The organism is Inhella gelatinilytica (genome assembly GCF_016093295.1).
GTDB lineage: Bacteria > Pseudomonadota > Gammaproteobacteria > Burkholderiales > Burkholderiaceae_C > Inhella > Inhella gelatinilytica.
The window spans coordinates 977,856-991,808 of sequence record NZ_JAEDAL010000001.1 but is presented as its reverse complement, the minus strand read 5'-3'; the positions used below and the strand labels follow the sequence as shown (position 1 = coordinate 991,808).

Sequence of the window (13,953 nt, the reverse complement as noted above, 5' to 3'; positions counted from 1 at the left end):
AAGGAGTCGCCCAGTGAGGCGACCCCGCATTGTCTCTGGCGCGCAGGGCTTCAGGCGCCCCTTGGGCCTAGCCGCGCCGGCGACTTTCCATTTCCTGACCCATGTGGGCCAGGTCGGCCGCGTTCAAACCTTGGGCCCCCAGCACAAAGGCCTCGCCTTCTTCCAGGGCAATGTGGGCGCGGTACAGCGCCACGAAGGCCGGCCACGTGTCGGTCGCCGGCTTGATGCCCGCCTGCAGGTCCACGAGCTGCACGCGCAGCGCCGCCCACGCGGTGGTCATGCGCTGGTGGTCCTGCGCCAGCCGGTCTGCCAACGCGGCGTGGCCGGTTTGCCGCAATCGCGGCAGGACATGCCGCTCCTCATCCTCGTGGTGGTGCGGGGCCGCCATATCGAAGTACCGCATCACATCGTGGGCCGCCTGCTGGGCAGTGGGGTCGGCCAGGTGGTCCGCCAAATAGGCGGCGAGACGCTCCAGCAAGGCCAGCATGCGCTCCACCCGCTCATGGCAGGCCTGGAGCATGTCAAACGGGGCTTCAAAGCCCACACTCGGCGAATTGAACAGATTCATGCAAACCACCCCAGCGGATGATGGGCGCGCGCCACCCCCACCAGCATCGTCACACAGCCCAAGGCCAGCACAAAGGCCAGGGCCTTGGCCGCGCGGGTGGGCGCCCGCTTGAGCGCCAGACTGCCCAGCCCAATGTAAGCCACCAGCCATCCCAGTTTGACCGGGAGCCAAGCCTGGCTGACCTGGAGCCCGACGGCCAGGCTGACGCCCGTGAGCAGCAGCACGACGTCGATGGCGACACTCAGCCCTCGCGCCGCGGGCCGCAGGGGCCAGGCGGCCCCGCTCAAGGCCCCCAAGCCGCGCAGCGCGAACAAGGCCACACTCAGACTAACCAGGCCCAGGTGGCTGTGGCGCAGCGCGACGTAGAGCTCTGGGCTCACCAGCGCGCCTCAACCCCCAGGCGGAAGCTGCGCGGCAACTCCTCATAGCTGAAGAGCGGGCTCTTTTCAGCCAGGCGCAGGTTGCCCAGGTTGTCCACGCCCGCCCGCAGCCGAATCTGGGGACTCAGACGCAGGGTCGCGTACAGGTTGATCTGGTTCAGACGCGGCACCGCCTGCGGCGGCTGGCCGGCGGTGCTGCTGGCCAGGTACAGGCGCGCTTGGCGCTCCCAAGCCAGGCCGGCGCTCCAGGCGTCGGCGCGGTAGTCCAGGCGCACGCCGCTGACTTCACGGGCGCGCTTGTCCAGCGGCCAGCCCTTGTCGTCCTTGGCATTCAGCAGCGTGGTGTGCGCTTGCACATGCCACGGGCCTTGGCGCCAGGCCAGGGCCAGTTCCACCCCTTGGATCACGGCGGCGTCCAGGTTCTCGAACTGGTAGGTGCCGCGCGCTGCGTTGCCGCTGATGAGACGCGGGAGGATCAGGTCGCGGATGCGGTTGCGAAAGGCCATGCCGGAGGCCGCCCAGGCGCCGCCCTCCCAGCTGGCACCCAACTCCACGTTGTCGTTGGTTTCAGGGCTCAGGTCCGCACGGCCGATGTAGGTGTTGGGGCCTTCATCCTCGCGGTAGCTGGGGTCGATCTGCTTCAGGTTGGGGGCTTTGAAGCCGTGGCCGTACCCGCCCTTGACGACCCACTGCGGCGCCACTTTCCAGACCCCATAGACGCGCGGGCTGAGTTCACGCCCGAAACGGTCGGTGTCGTCGCTGCGCAGACCGGCCGTCAACGTGAAGCCCTTGCTCAGACGGCTCTCCATCTGACCGTACACCGAGCGGTGATCGGCCTCGGCGTGACCACCGGGCAAGCCGCTGTTGTCGAGCTGCTCGTTGCGCAACTCAAAGCCCGCAGTCAGGCGGTGGTCGCGCCCAAGATCACCCCCCACCTGCCCTTCCAGCACCCGGTCGTTCAGCGTGTTGGGGCGCAGCGAAGCCACGCCATTGGTTTTGAGGTTGCTCACGGCCAACTCCGTGCCGTAGGTGCGCAGCTGGCTCTCCCAGCCACTGGCCCATTGCGCCTCCCAGGCCAGCGCGGCGTGGCGGCGCTCCAGCGTGTGAAAGCTCTCGTGATAGCGACGCAGGCCACTGCGCTCACGCGCTTCGAGCCAGCGGTCCTCGTCGCTGCCGCGCACGTCGAGGTTCAGACGATGGCCCTTGGCGGGCTCAGCCTCCAGCCGCAGCGCGACTTCTGTGGGGTGGCGCCCCTCCACGGCACTGATGCGGGCGTCGCTGCCCGATGGGGTGCTGGCGCGGTAGCTGTCGCTCAGCGACAAGGCCGCCTTCAGCCCCGCGCCCAGCGGCATGCGCAGCGATGCGCCCGCCCGGTGCCCCGTGCCGCCTCCGTCGCCATCACGACCTTCCAAGAAAACCGTGGCACCCCAGCGGTCGGGCAGGGGGCGGGTGATGACGTTGATCACGCCGCCCAGGGCCTCGGCGCCGTACAGCACGGACATGGGCCCGCGCACCACTTCGACGCGCTCAATGTCCACACCGCCGGTCCAATCCAGTTGGAAGTCGGACGCCCCCACCAGCCCATCGCTGGCGGCGATGCGCTTGCCGTCCACGAGGATGAGCGTGTGGCGCGGGTCCATGCCGCGCAGGGCCAGCGCCTTGCGGCCGCCAATCGGACGGCCGAAGCTGGTCACACCCGGCTCGGCGCGCAGCGCTTGCAGCAGGTTGTCGGTGCCCCGTTCGGCCAGTTGTTCGGCCGTCACCACCGTCATCGCTGCCGGGGCGTCAATGAGGGGCAAGGCGTGGCGCGTGGCGCTCACCACCACGGCCGGCAGCGTGGCACTCAAGGCCTGGGCCTGGGCACCCAGGGGAGCCAGCAGCAGCATCGCGCCAGCCAAAGGAGTCAGTCGGAGCATGGTTCTTTTTGAAGAGTCGGAACAGGCGTAAGCGTGCCGGCTCGGCGGCCAACGCACTTTGATGCACTTCAAGCTCACGGTCAGCGAAGTTTGCGTCAGTGCAAACCCCGAGGCCCCGACGCGCCCCACTTGAAGTGGGTCAAGGCCCGCCTCACCGGCAACCCGCACCATCGCCCCCCATCATGGGAAGCGTTTGCGCAGGCCTCGGACAGGCCCTTCAACACGGGTGGCAAGAGGGGTTCCCCCTTCAAGCCTCCCCCTTTCAGGTTTTGGCCCGCCAAACCGGCGCCAGCCTGCGCGAATTGCTGACCCAGTGCCAAACGCTGCAGCGTCAGGGCACCTTGCAGGGCCCTCGCGTGCAGTGGGGTGCACGCGTCAGCGCTTGGCGCCTGCGCGGCCACTTGCAGGGCCCCCCCGAAGCCGAGCAAGCGGGGCTGCAACGCCTGGTGGCCTTGCCCGGCACCGCATGGGTGGAATGGTGCGAGGGTGACATCCAAGGCGTGGTGTTTGAGCTGCAGGCCCGCAGCAGCAGCGCGCTGCGTCAGCAACAGGCGTCGCTGAGCACCTGGGCACAGCAGGACGCCCAAGTCGACCTGCTGTGGATCGGCCTGCCCGAACCCGCCTGCCGGCACTGCACCTGCGGCGAGCACGGGGGCCCGTGCACCGACCCGGAATTGGCTCGACGTTTGGAAGGTGGTTTGCCCCTGTGCGCCCACCCGTTCCAGGCCGTGGCCAGCGAGCTGGGCCGCAGCGAACGCGAGGTGTTGGCGCAGTTGCGCCGCTGGCAAGACGCGGGGGACCTGCACGGGCTGAGCCTGGCTCCGCCGCACCGAGCCCAGCAGCAGGCGGTGGCCTCCGTGCTGTTGCAAGGCCCGTTTGCACCGGATCTGCCCCAGCGCTTGGCCGCCCACACGGGGGTGGTCGACGTGCAGCCGGTAGCGGACACCGCCGATCAGCCGGTGTTGTGGGTCAGCCTGTCAGCGCTTCGCGACTTGGCCCTGCCGCAGCTCGACCAGATGCTGGCCGCCGAAGGGCTCAAAGCCCAGGTGCGACAACGGTGGCTGGGCCTGCGCAGCGCCCCGCGGGCGCAGCCGCTGTTCTTTCAGGCCCCGGTGGTTTGATACGTGGCCAGCCGGTGGGCGTCCTTGATGTGGATGTCGCGCCGGTCCACCTCAATCAAGCCGGCGTACTCCAACTCGCGGAGCACGCGTGAAAAGTACTCGGGCGTCAGCGACAGGCGCGAGGCCAGCGTGGCCTTGCTGACCGGCAGCGACACCACCAGCTCGCTCTCCTCGTCCCCGGCACCGCGCAGCAAGTAGCCGATGACCCGCTGCACGCCCGACTGCAAGGCATAGGCCTGCACATCCCCCACCAGTCCGTGCAGGCGGCGGCTCAAACCGGCCAGCATGCGCATGGCGAACTTCGGGTCGGCCTCCAACTCATTGACCAGCGCCTGACGCGGCACGAAGAGCAGCGTCGTGTCGGCCAGGGCCTGCGCGTTCACCAAGTACGGCCGGCCCAGGAACATCAGCGCCTCGCCAAAGCTGCCGCCCGGCCCGATCAGCTCGATCACCTTTTCGTTGCCGTTGGGGGCAATCACATAGAGCTTGACCTGCCCCACCACGGTGATGCAAAACGCCTCGCAGGGATCCCCCACATGGAACACCATCTCACCCCGCTCCAGGCGGCGCAATTGGCAAGCCTCGGCCAAACGGTGCAGCGCGTGCTCTTCCACATCGCTGAACAACGGCTGGCGACTCAGAAATCGAGGGGTATCGAAGGGGCGGTTTTCAAGCATGGCGCACAGTGTGCGGGCCCCCTGGGCCTCAGAGCTTGATGCGCATCAAGGCCCAGTGGGAGCGGACACCTGCTGCACCTCGAGCACGGCCTCGCCCGACACCGGATCGGTGACCCCCAGCCCGCCGCCCAAGTCCTCCAGCAGCGCGCGAAAGCGGTCCAACTGGGCCCCCATCGCGGGGCGCGCGGCGGCAATACTGGCCATGTCCTGCCACTCCCCGATCAGGCAAAAACTGGAAGCCCCTGTTTGCACCAGGGCGAACCGGCGCAGGCCCGGCCAAGCCGGCGCGAGGTCCCGGTGGGCGTCCACAAACGCCGCCTCTTGCCCGGGCTTGACCCGAAACCGAACCACGTTGAAGGCACTCATGACGCCCTCCTCTTGACGGTGCGGCCCCTCCGGCCGCGAGAGCGGGCGGCGCACCGCCTGCGGGGTCGATGCTCCCATGTTTGGCCCCGGCTGGCGACCGGCTCCTCGCGGGGTTCAACTCCGAGGCCAGTGCACGACATGAAACCCCTCGTCCGCCGTTGGGGCTTGGAAGAAGGCCGTGACGGCATCGAACTCCGCCTCTGTGGTCCAGGGCGATCCGGGCGGCAAATGGGCGCTGCGCTGCCGCAGTTGCCGCTTGCACCGCGCATCCGAGGCATCGACCCAGTGCAGTTCGTGCGCCGCACCGGCGCCCTCGAACAGCGCCCGAAACCACTGCCGCTGACGGACCGTGTTGCCTGGGAAATCCAGCACCACATCGATCCCTCTGTGCAACACAGCCTGGACCCCAGGGCCAAGGGCGGCGCGCAACCGCGCGGAGCAGCGCTCAAAGTCCCCCAGGTTCAAGATCTCGCCGGGGTACAGCGTCTCCAGCAGCTCATCCTGGACCCAAAGCACCGCCTGATGCTGCTGCGCCAGTGCCTGCGCGTGGGTGGACTTGCCGGCGGCCATCTTGCCGCAGAGGAAGTACAGCGTGGCGGGGGGTGGGGGCATTGGTAGCGGCGAAAGGCCGGGTAGAGACCTACACCTTAGGCGCGACCCCCGCCCCTGTCAACGCGTCAACTGACCATAGAGCGCCGCCAAGCGCAGCGGCAGGTCTTCGGGACGGCGTACCCAGGCCCAGGCCTTGTCGCCGAAGAGGGCGGGCAGCACCTCGGGGGCGGTTTCGTCGATGGAGACGGCAAAGGGCAGCAGGCCCGCAGCCCGCGCTTCCTGCACGGCTTGGCGGGTGTCGTCTTGGCCCCAGCGGCCCTCGTAGCCGTCCAGGTCGTGCGGCTTGCCGTCGGTGAGCAATATCAGCAAGCGCTGGCGCTCAGGCCGAGCCTCCAGGCGGCGGGTGGCGGCGCGCAGCGCAGCGCCCATGCGGGTGTAGTAGCCGGGCTTCAGCGCCCCGAGGCGCGCCCGCACCGGGTCGCTCCAGCGCTCGTCAAAGCCCTTGAGCTCGTGCAGACGCAGCTGGCGCCGCACCGAACTGAAGCCCAGCATGGCGAAGGCGTCACCGCTGCCCGCCAGGGCCTCGCCGAAGGTGTAGAGCGCGTCGCGGATGACCTCGATCACCCGCTGCTCGTTGTTGGCGTGGGCGTCGGTGGACAGCGACAGATCGGCCAGCAAGAGGCTGGCCAGCTCGCGCTGGGCGCGCACCCGGCGTTCGTACACCGCCGCCGTGCCCACCGGGTGAGCGCGGTGCCGCACCCAAGCATCCAGGTCGATCTGCTCGCCCTCGCGCTGGGCGCGCAACCAGCGCGGCGCCGCCTGCTGCAACTCCATGCGCCGGCGCACCTGGGCCGCCTGCACGCGCAAGGCAGCGTCGGGTGTCCACAGGCTGGGGTTGCGCGGCATGTAGCACTGGGCCAGCACGCGGCGCGGCTGCAAGCGCTGCTGCTTGGCATCCCACTCGGGCAGCCACTCGCCCTCGCCCACGAGCTCGTCGTCGGCCGACGCCGCCGGCAGGTCCAGGTCGAAGCGCACCTGGGCCGCTCGGCGCTGGCCTTCCGGTCGCTGCAGGGTCAGGGTTTCCAGTTCTTCGGCGGCCACATCGGCGTCGCCGTCGTCCTCGTCATCCTGGGCGCGGTCGATCTGAAAGGGGTCGGCAAAGGTCTTGATCCACTCGGTTTTTGCGCCGAGCAAAAAAGGGTTGCGTGACGCCTCTTGACCATCTTGTCGCTGCACGCGCCGACGCTGCGGCAGGTGCTGCAGTTTGGTGCGCGGCCCTTCGCCTTCGCCATGACCCGGCAGGGCCTCGCCACCGGCCCCCGCCAGAGCGGGGCGCAGCCACACCCACACGGGGGCCACAGTGAGCGGGTCCACCTCGCCGGTCCCTCCCGCCCCGTCCTCCCCTTCTTCCGTGCCGTCGACCCCTGCTGCCGCAGCTTTTAGGGCGTGCTGCACCACCCGCTCGGCGCCTTCGACCGGCTGCTGCGCACGCAGCTGAAGTTCCGCCGCCACGAGGCGCCGAAACACCGCTCGCAAACCTGGAAACGCCGCCAGCGCCGCGCGTGTGGCGACTTGGTTGCCGGCCAGCCAACCCAGACCGGCCGCCAGCTCGTAATGCGCCGCCAGCGCGGCCAGCCACAGGTAGAGGTCGCGGTTCAGCGCCGGGTCGGCATGCACGGCCAGCTGCTCGGGCAAGGCCAGCACCTCGGGGTCCAATTGGGCCAGCGGCGCCCGCTGCCCCGCGCCGGCCACCCGCTGCCAAAAGCCGCGCTGGCCACCGACCCGGACCGGGGTGGCGGCAGCCAGACGCGCATGCCCGCCGCCCGCGTGCAGCACCAGTTCAATGCTGCGCTGCACGGACGCCAAGCTCACGGCCGCAGCCGCCGACTCGGTAGAGGCCTGTCGGGTGACGAAGCGGTCCCACTTGGCGCCGATCCACTCTTCCATGTCAGTCCCCCGCCTTTCGCTGCTTCAGCGTTTCGCGCAGGGCGTCCACGCCGACGGTCCACACCAGGTTGGGGTCCTGGCCCCGCTGGGCGTGCGAGTGCTCGCAGGCGCTGAGGCATTGCCCGCACTGGACGCAACTGAACATCAGCCGCTTGATGTTGCGCGGGCGCAGCCGCATGGGGCAGGCGTTCTCGCACGAGTCGGGGCCCGGCTCGCAGCCCCGGCATTCGGTTGCCCGCGGCCGCGCAAAGCTGACCACCAGGGCCTTGGGGTTGGCCATCCAGGCCAAACTTTGGAAGAACCCGACTGCGCAGCCAAAGCGGCAGAAGAGGTGCCGCGCCAACAGCAACTCCAGCGCAAACACCGCCCAGGCGATGAACAAAAACCGCGCCTGGTTGGGCGTCAGGCTGGCGCTCAAGAGCCGGCCCCAAATTTCGGCCGGGGGCAGCAGGTAAGTCAGCAAGGTGATGGACCACACAAAGCCGAAGAGCAGCGCCGTGCCACCGTATAGCGCCCAGTACACCGAACGGGCAGGGGGGCCTGGCACGCGCTCACGGTCCCACAGGCTGAGCTTGCCGCTGGCGCGGGCTAGCAGGCGGTTCAGCAACTCCACCAGGCTGAAATGTGGGCACAACCAACCGCAGTAGAGCCGTCCCCAGCGGTAGGCCACGGTGAGAAACGCCGCCACGAAGAGCACGCCCGGCACGATGGCGCGCAATAAGATATTCATCGCCACCTGGTTGGCGCTGATCTCACCGGCCCGGAAGGCGTCAATGCCCAGGCTCCACCGCTGACCAAGAAACCACAACTGCGCTTCGTGCAAATCAAAGCGCAGCAGATCCAGCGCCGGGGCCAGCAGGAACAGGGCAAAGAACCCGATTTGCAGCACCCGTCGCGTGCGCTGCAGGCGGGCAAGGCGCGAGGCCTCGGCCGCCGGCGGGGTTTCAGTCACCGAGCACGGCACGCTGCACCTCCACCAACGCGGCCACCGTGGCCGTGTCGTCGCTCAGCGCCTCGATCACGGCCGCCCGCACGGCCAGCGCCAGCGGCATGCCCCCCTGTTGCAGGCGCGCGGCCATCACCAAAAGGCGCGTGCTGGCGGTTTCTTCCAGGTCGTGATCGGTCAGGCGCCGCAAGGCTTGCGCCAGCTGCACGAGCTGCTGGGCCACGGCCTCGCTGCAGCCTGACTCCTGCTGCACGATACGCGCTTCCAGCGCCGGCACGGGGTAGTCCATCGAGAGCGCCACAAAGCGCTGGCGCGTGCTGGGCTTGAGGCCCTTGAGCAGATGCTGATAGCCCGGGTTGTAGGAGAGCACCAGCATGAAGCCCGGCGCAGCGTGCAGCAGCTCGTTGGTGCGGTCCACGGGGAGCACCCGGCGGTCATCCGCCAGCGGGTGCAGCACCACGGTGATGTCCTTGCGCGCCTCGACCACCTCGTCCAAATAAAAGATGGCGCCTTCGCGCACGGCGCGGGTCAAGGGCCCGTCGACCCAGCGGGTGTCGCCGCCTTCAATGAGGTAGCGGCCCGTGAGGTCGGCGGCGCCCAGATCATCGTGCCCGCTGACCGTGATCAGCGGCCGCCCCAGGCGCGCCGCCATGTGCTCCACCAGGCGCGTCTTGCCGCATCCGGTCGGCCCCTTGAGGAGCAGCGGCAGGCGGGCTTGGAAGGCCTGTTCGAACAGCTCGCACTCCAGCCCTTGCGCCAAGTAGTGGGGGGCTTCAACCGCAGGGGCGACAGTCTTGGGGGACAACATGGGGCATCCAGGGGGCGCGGCCCCGTTTCATGGGTGATGGGCCATAGCGTACGGGGACACGGGCCGGCGTGCCTTAAGCAGGATCAATCCGGATTCAGACCCCGGCAATCCACCGCAGAATGGGGCATCCCCTCCATCGAGCAGCCTGTGGCAGGCTGGAAGCCTTTGTCATGGCCCTTTTCAAGCCCTTGATCCTTGCTTGCCTCGCTGCCTGGGCCCCGACCGGATCGGCCGCCGAGGCCGAGACGGACGAACTGGAAGCCCTGCTACAGCGCGAAGTCGAAGGACCCTCGCGCTACGCGCAGAGCCTGTTGGATGCGCCGGCGCCAGTGGCCGTGATCGGCCGCCAAGAGGTGGAGCTGCTGGGGCTGCGTCAGGTGTCCGAAATGCTGGCCCGCTTACCCGGTATCCATTTGAGCCATTCGCGCCAATACGTGGGCGTGGGCCTGCGGGGCTTCAACCGGCCAGGGGATTACAACGCCCGGCTGCTGATGGCCATCGATGGTTTTCGCAGCAATGACGCCTTGTACGACCAAGCCCTACCCGACACGGAGTTCCCGCTGGCCGCCGAATGGGTCAAACGCCTGGAGCTGATTTACGGGCCCAGCTCCTCCATCTACGGCAGCAACGCCCTGCTGGGGGCCGTCAATTTGGTGACCCTTGACGGGGCTGATGCCCCGGGGGTCCGGGTGAAGGGCTCGGTGGGCCAGTTTGGAGGCCGCCGCGCGCTGCTGCAGTACGGTCAGGGCGGAGCGGTGGACGTCTTCATCGGGGCCCAGTTTCAGCGCAGCCGCGGGGAAACACTGGAGCTGCCCGAATTGGGGCTGCCCAGCGGTGCGTTGCGCGGCCTGGATGCCCTGGATCAACGGTCGCTCTTTGCCAAGTTGCGCGCCGGAGCTTGGCGACTGAGCCTTTCTGCGCTGGAGCGCGACAAAGCCCTGGCCACGGCCCCCTACGGCACCGTGCCCGGCGCGGCCGGCACCCGCTATGTGGACCGCTCCTGGCACGCCGAGTTGGCCTACGAAGAGGACTGGACCGACGCCCTGCGGCGCAGCCTGCGTGTGGGCGTGGGGGGCACGGGGTTTGACGGGCACTACGTTTACCCGGACGCGTTGATCAACCGCGACTTGGCCCGCAGTCGGTGGATCAATGTGGACGGCCGGGTGCAGTGGCGGGGGTGGCTCAATCACGAGTGGCTGCTGGGGGTGGAGGTTCGCTCCGTGCCCCGGGGTTTGCAGCGCAACTTTGACCTGAGCCCCGCCACCACCTACCTGGACAGCCAGGAGCGCAGCCACAGCGCGGGCTTGTACCTGCAGGATCAGTGGCGACTCTCGCCCCGGTTGCAACTCACCACGGGAGCCCGGGTGGATCACATCCGCGGCTTCGCGGCCCACGCGTCACCGCGCCTGGCCCTGGTGTTTCGCGCCCAGCCGGGCGAGGCCTACAAGCTGATGCTCGGCCAAGCCTTTCGCACCCCCAACCTGGCCGAGCGTTTCTACGACGACGGGGGCGTCTCGCAACAAGCCAACCCCAACCTGGGGCCCGAACGGCTGCGCAGCGCAGAGTTGGCCTGGGAGCGCGAACTGGATGCGCACAGCGCCTTGGGGCTGAGCGTCTACCAGACCCGACTGCGCGACTTGATCGAACCGGCCCCCACCGACACGCCCGGTGTGATTCGCTATTTGAACCACGACCACGTGCACAGCCAGGGCTTGCAGCTGAGTTGGCAACAGCGCGTACGCGCCGATCACCAGTGGCGGCTGGACCTGACCTTGATGCAGGCCCATAAGGGCGGGGAGCGGCTGAGCAATGCCCCCCGCTGGGTGCTCAAGGGGCATTGGATGGCCTCGCTCGCTCCGCACTGGGGTGTGGCGCTGGAGGCGCAGGGGCAGGGCGCCCGCACCGGGCGCGTCGACGCGCCCGCCCAGTGGCTCGCCCACGCCGCCCTGCGCTACACCGGCTGGACCGGGCAGCACTGGATGCTGCGGGTTCAAAACTTGACCGATGCCCGCAGCTTTGATCCGGCGGGCCCCGAGAACGAGGCCTTGCTGCGTGTCCCCCACCCCCGGCGCACCCTGCGTCTGGATTGGCAACTGAGCTGGTAGGGCATGCGGCGCCTGATCCCCCTGCTGCTGGCGCTCTGGACGGGGCCTTGGGCACTCGCGCATGCCCAAGCTCAGGCCACGGCCGCTCCCCAGCTCAAGGCTCAGGTGCTGCTCAAGATCCTGAAGTTTGTGGAGTGGCCACCAGCCGCCCTTGGGGACTTGCAAGCCCTGCAAATTTGCTTGACGGATGACTCCGCGCTCGCGCAGCACGTCAGCCCGTTTGCCGGCCAAACCCTCAACCAACACGCCCTCAAGATCCGCAGCGCGACGCGCCACCAACTCCTGGGCTGCCATGTGGTGCTGGTCAGTGGGGAACCTGGGTGGAGCGCACCCAGCGGCGCGTTGGTGGTGACAGACACCCCAGGCCTGATGGATCATGGTGCCATGTTGAACCTGCACACCGAGGAGGGCCGGGTGGTTTTTGACATCGAGTTGGATGCCACGCGACGGGCGGGCCTGGACGTCAGCGCCCGGCTCCTGCGCCTGACTCGGTTTGTCAAGAAAAGCGGGTGAGCGCCTCAGCCCCATTCCCCCGCCGCCTGCCCTCGGTGCGCAGGAGCTTGGTGCTGGGCATCGCCATGCTGCTGCCCATCCTGCCGCTGTTGGCCTTTGTGCAGTTTGTGGAGTTGCAGCGGCGCTTTGAAGAGGACCTCAAAGTCCAGGCGCAAATCGTGGCGGACAACGCCTCGGCCACCGTGGTCTTTGAGAACCGCAGCGAGGCCCTGGAAATCCTCAAGGCCCTGCGCAGCGCCCCCGCCATTGAGCAGGCGCAATTGCTCAAACCCAATGGCCAGGTGCTGGCGAACTATCAGCGGGGTGAGGGCCCCATGGGCGCACTGGACGACTGGGCCGGGCAGCAGACCTTGGAGGTGCCGGTGCGGGCCCAGCGCGAGTCCGTGGGCCTGCTGCGGGTGCAGGCCAGCCGGTCTGGCGTGTGGATGGACTTGCTGCGCTTCGTCCTCACGGCGTCGGGCATGGTGGCGGCCGGCTTGCTGCTGGCCCTGCTGGCCACGCGACGCTTGCGGGCCGAGGTCCGGGCGGCCGCCAAGCGCACGGCATTCCTGGCGCATTTCGACAGCCTGACCCAATTGCCCAACCGGGAATCGTTTCGCCAGTCGTTGGAGGAGGCGGCGGCGTCAGGGCAAGAAGCGGCGGTGCTGGTCATCAACATCGACAACTTCAAACAAATCAATGAAACGCACAGCCACGAGATTGGCGATCAATTGCTGTGCGAGGTGGCGCAGCGCCTGAGCGCCCTGGTTCGCAGCACCGACTTGTGCGCCCGTTTGGCCGGCGACGAATTTGCCATTCTGCTGCGCGCACCGGCCGACGAAGGCCACGTGCGCAACGTCGCCGCCCAGGTGGTGGCCCTGTTGCCCGTGCCCGTGGGGGAATGGCTGCCCACCCACGTCTCCGTGGGCATTGCGCTGTTGCCCGCGCACGCCGACAACGCCAGTGCCGCCCTGCGCTGCGCCGATGTGGCCCTGGCGCTGGCCAAGCAAACGGGCAAAGACGGCTTTCAGGTGTACTCCCCCGGCCTCGGTGCGGCCCAAGAAGCGCGGGCACGCTTGGAGCAAGACCTGCGCGCGGCGCTTTCCGATCAGCATCTGCGCTTGGTCTACCAACCGCTGTTCGATGCCAGCGGGCGCATGGTGTCGGTCGAAGCCCTGGCGCGCTGGGCCCACCCGCAGCGGGGTGCCGTTTCACCCGCCGAGTTCATTCCCCTGGCCGAGGCCTCGGGGCTGATCGTGGAGCTGGGCTTGCACACCCTGGAGTTGCTGGCCCGGGACCTGGAGCAGTGGCGTCAACTCGGCCTCGCGCCGGTTCCGGTGGCCTTCAACCTGTCGTCCCGACAGTGCCGCCAGCCTCGCCAGCGTCAGCGCCTGCTGGACACCCTCACCCGCTTGGGGTTGCAGCCCGAGGTGCTGGAGTTCGAACTCACCGAGGGCACGTTGTTTGAGGACCTGGAAGCACCAGACTCCATGGTGACCTTGCTGCAGCAGCACGGCTACACCCTGTCCATCGACGACTTCGGAACGGGCTACAGCTCCTTGTCTTACCTGCGCCGCCTGCGTTGCCGCAAGCTCAAGATCGACCGGGTCTTTATTCACGGCCTGGCCCGCAGCCCCGACGCCCGCGTGCTCGTGGAGGCCATTGTTCGGGTGGCCCATGCGCTGGAGATGCAGGTGGTGGCCGAAGGGGTAGAAGCCCGGGCTGATTGGGATTGCCTGAATGCCCTGCACTGCGATCTCTACCAAGGCTTTGGGCTGTCCCGACCCTTGGAGCCCAGCGCGCTGGCAACCCTGCTGCAAGCCCAGGCCGAAGGCGCGCGCGCGCAGATTCCACCGCGCTGAGCATCGCCCCGAGCCGTCTGGGCCCCGGGGGTTGCCCCGTCCAGGCCTTGCACCCAAGCGTTCAAGCCCCGCTCCGGACCCACACGCTCGGCCCCCACGACGACGACGCGGTGCGCCCTGCGGCACGCCGAGCCGTTGTCGCAAGGTAACGCCACAGTGCGACTGGCACCCACCAAGAACAACGCCCGGCAAGCCGGGCGTTGGGAGGTTGTC

Annotated in this window: 13 protein-coding genes; 4 read left to right on the top strand and 9 right to left on the bottom strand. The window is 68.5% G+C overall.

What is annotated here, in order from left to right; translation table 11 throughout:
* Window positions 1–67 precede the first annotated feature (67 nt).
* Genes I7X43_RS04555 through I7X43_RS04545 form a run of 3 tightly spaced genes read right to left on the bottom strand, consistent with a single transcriptional unit; the run spans window position 68 to window position 2,864 of the window.
* On the bottom strand, window positions 68–568 hold the full coding sequence (locus I7X43_RS04555) for a hemerythrin domain-containing protein (protein ID WP_198099689.1): 501 nt from the start codon (window positions 566–568) through the stop codon (window positions 68–70).
* Window positions 565–948, bottom strand: a complete 384-nt coding sequence (locus I7X43_RS04550; RefSeq protein ID WP_310737519.1) for a SirB2 family protein — start codon at window positions 946–948, stop codon at window positions 565–567. Before I7X43_RS04550 ends, I7X43_RS04555 begins: the two co-directional genes overlap by 4 nt.
* Window positions 945–2,864: a TonB-dependent receptor plug domain-containing protein gene (locus I7X43_RS04545; RefSeq protein ID WP_198099688.1), complete on the bottom strand. Its 1,920-nt coding sequence runs from the start codon at window positions 2,862–2,864 to the stop codon at window positions 945–947. The genes I7X43_RS04550 and I7X43_RS04545 overlap by 4 nt, the downstream gene beginning before the upstream one ends.
* A 182-nt stretch (window positions 2,865–3,046) precedes the next feature.
* Here I7X43_RS04545 and I7X43_RS04540 point away from each other — a divergent pair, with 182 nt between their 5' ends.
* Entirely contained in the window at window positions 3,047–3,985 is a 939-nt protein-coding gene (locus tag I7X43_RS04540; protein WP_216860045.1) for a hypothetical protein, read from the top strand.
* On the opposite strand, the gene I7X43_RS04535 is transcribed toward I7X43_RS04540, so the two are convergent.
* From I7X43_RS04535 to I7X43_RS04510, 6 genes are all read right to left on the bottom strand, one after another.
* On the bottom strand, window positions 3,967–4,662 hold the full coding sequence (locus I7X43_RS04535) for a Crp/Fnr family transcriptional regulator (RefSeq protein WP_198099686.1): 696 nt from the start codon (window positions 4,660–4,662) through the stop codon (window positions 3,967–3,969). The genes I7X43_RS04540 and I7X43_RS04535 overlap by 19 nt on opposite strands.
* A 45-nt stretch (window positions 4,663–4,707) precedes the next feature.
* Window positions 4,708–5,028 carry an antibiotic biosynthesis monooxygenase family protein gene (locus tag I7X43_RS04530; protein ID WP_198099685.1) on the bottom strand — a complete coding sequence of 107 codons (321 nt, stop codon included), beginning with the start codon at window positions 5,026–5,028 and terminating at the stop codon, window positions 4,708–4,710.
* Window positions 5,029–5,142: 114 nt separating this feature from the next.
* On the bottom strand, window positions 5,143–5,640 hold the full coding sequence (locus I7X43_RS04525) for a P-loop nucleotide/nucleoside kinase family protein (protein WP_198099684.1): 498 nt from the start codon (window positions 5,638–5,640) through the stop codon (window positions 5,143–5,145).
* A gap of 57 nt (window positions 5,641–5,697) precedes the next feature.
* Window positions 5,698–7,527 carry a nitric oxide reductase activation protein NorD gene (locus I7X43_RS04520; protein WP_198099683.1) on the bottom strand — a complete coding sequence of 610 codons (1,830 nt, stop codon included), beginning with the start codon at window positions 7,525–7,527 and terminating at the stop codon, window positions 5,698–5,700.
* A 1-nt stretch (window position 7,528) separates the two neighbouring features.
* Window positions 7,529–8,491: a 4Fe-4S binding protein gene (locus tag I7X43_RS04515; RefSeq protein WP_310737518.1), complete on the bottom strand. Its 963-nt coding sequence runs from the start codon at window positions 8,489–8,491 to the stop codon at window positions 7,529–7,531.
* Complete coding sequence (locus I7X43_RS04510) at window positions 8,472–9,281, bottom strand: CbbQ/NirQ/NorQ/GpvN family protein (RefSeq protein WP_198099682.1); 810 nt, start codon at window positions 9,279–9,281, stop codon at window positions 8,472–8,474. Before I7X43_RS04510 ends, I7X43_RS04515 begins: the two co-directional genes overlap by 20 nt.
* Before the next feature lie 170 nt (window positions 9,282–9,451).
* Here I7X43_RS04510 and I7X43_RS04505 point away from each other — a divergent pair, with 170 nt between their 5' ends.
* The 3 genes from I7X43_RS04505 to I7X43_RS04495 are packed head-to-tail and all read left to right on the top strand — an operon-like array spanning window position 9,452 to window position 13,740.
* Window positions 9,452–11,386: a TonB-dependent receptor plug domain-containing protein gene (locus tag I7X43_RS04505; protein WP_198099681.1), complete on the top strand. Its 1,935-nt coding sequence runs from the start codon at window positions 9,452–9,454 to the stop codon at window positions 11,384–11,386.
* Window positions 11,387–11,389: 3 nt separating this feature from the next.
* A complete protein-coding gene (locus I7X43_RS04500; protein WP_198099680.1) occupies window positions 11,390–11,899 on the top strand; it encodes a YfiR family protein in 510 nt (169 codons plus the stop codon).
* Window positions 11,896–13,740 (top strand): putative bifunctional diguanylate cyclase/phosphodiesterase, encoded by a 1,845-nt coding sequence (locus tag I7X43_RS04495; RefSeq protein ID WP_198099679.1) that lies wholly within the window; start codon window positions 11,896–11,898, stop codon window positions 13,738–13,740. Before I7X43_RS04500 ends, I7X43_RS04495 begins: the two co-directional genes overlap by 4 nt.
* Window positions 13,741–13,953 lie beyond the last annotated feature (213 nt).

Coding starts and splice junctions, on each gene's coding strand:
- I7X43_RS04545 (WP_198099688.1), bottom strand. CDS start 2,864: ATGCTCCGACTGACTCCTTTGGCTGGCGCGATGCTGCTGCTGGCTCCC.
- I7X43_RS04520 (WP_198099683.1), bottom strand. CDS start 7,527: ATGGAAGAGTGGATCGGCGCCAAGTGGGACCGCTTCGTCACCCGACAG.
- I7X43_RS04525 (WP_198099684.1), bottom strand. CDS start 5,640: ATGCCCCCACCCCCCGCCACGCTGTACTTCCTCTGCGGCAAGATGGCC.
- I7X43_RS04530 (WP_198099685.1), bottom strand. CDS start 5,028: ATGAGTGCCTTCAACGTGGTTCGGTTTCGGGTCAAGCCCGGGCAAGAG.
- I7X43_RS04510 (WP_198099682.1), bottom strand. CDS start 9,281: ATGTTGTCCCCCAAGACTGTCGCCCCTGCGGTTGAAGCCCCCCACTAC.
- I7X43_RS04505 (WP_198099681.1), top strand. CDS start 9,452: ATGGCCCTTTTCAAGCCCTTGATCCTTGCTTGCCTCGCTGCCTGGGCC.
- I7X43_RS04555 (WP_198099689.1), bottom strand. CDS start 568: ATGAATCTGTTCAATTCGCCGAGTGTGGGCTTTGAAGCCCCGTTTGAC.
- I7X43_RS04500 (WP_198099680.1), top strand. CDS start 11,390: ATGCGGCGCCTGATCCCCCTGCTGCTGGCGCTCTGGACGGGGCCTTGG.
- I7X43_RS04540 (WP_216860045.1), top strand. CDS start 3,047: ATGGGAAGCGTTTGCGCAGGCCTCGGACAGGCCCTTCAACACGGGTGG.
- I7X43_RS04535 (WP_198099686.1), bottom strand. CDS start 4,662: ATGCTTGAAAACCGCCCCTTCGATACCCCTCGATTTCTGAGTCGCCAG.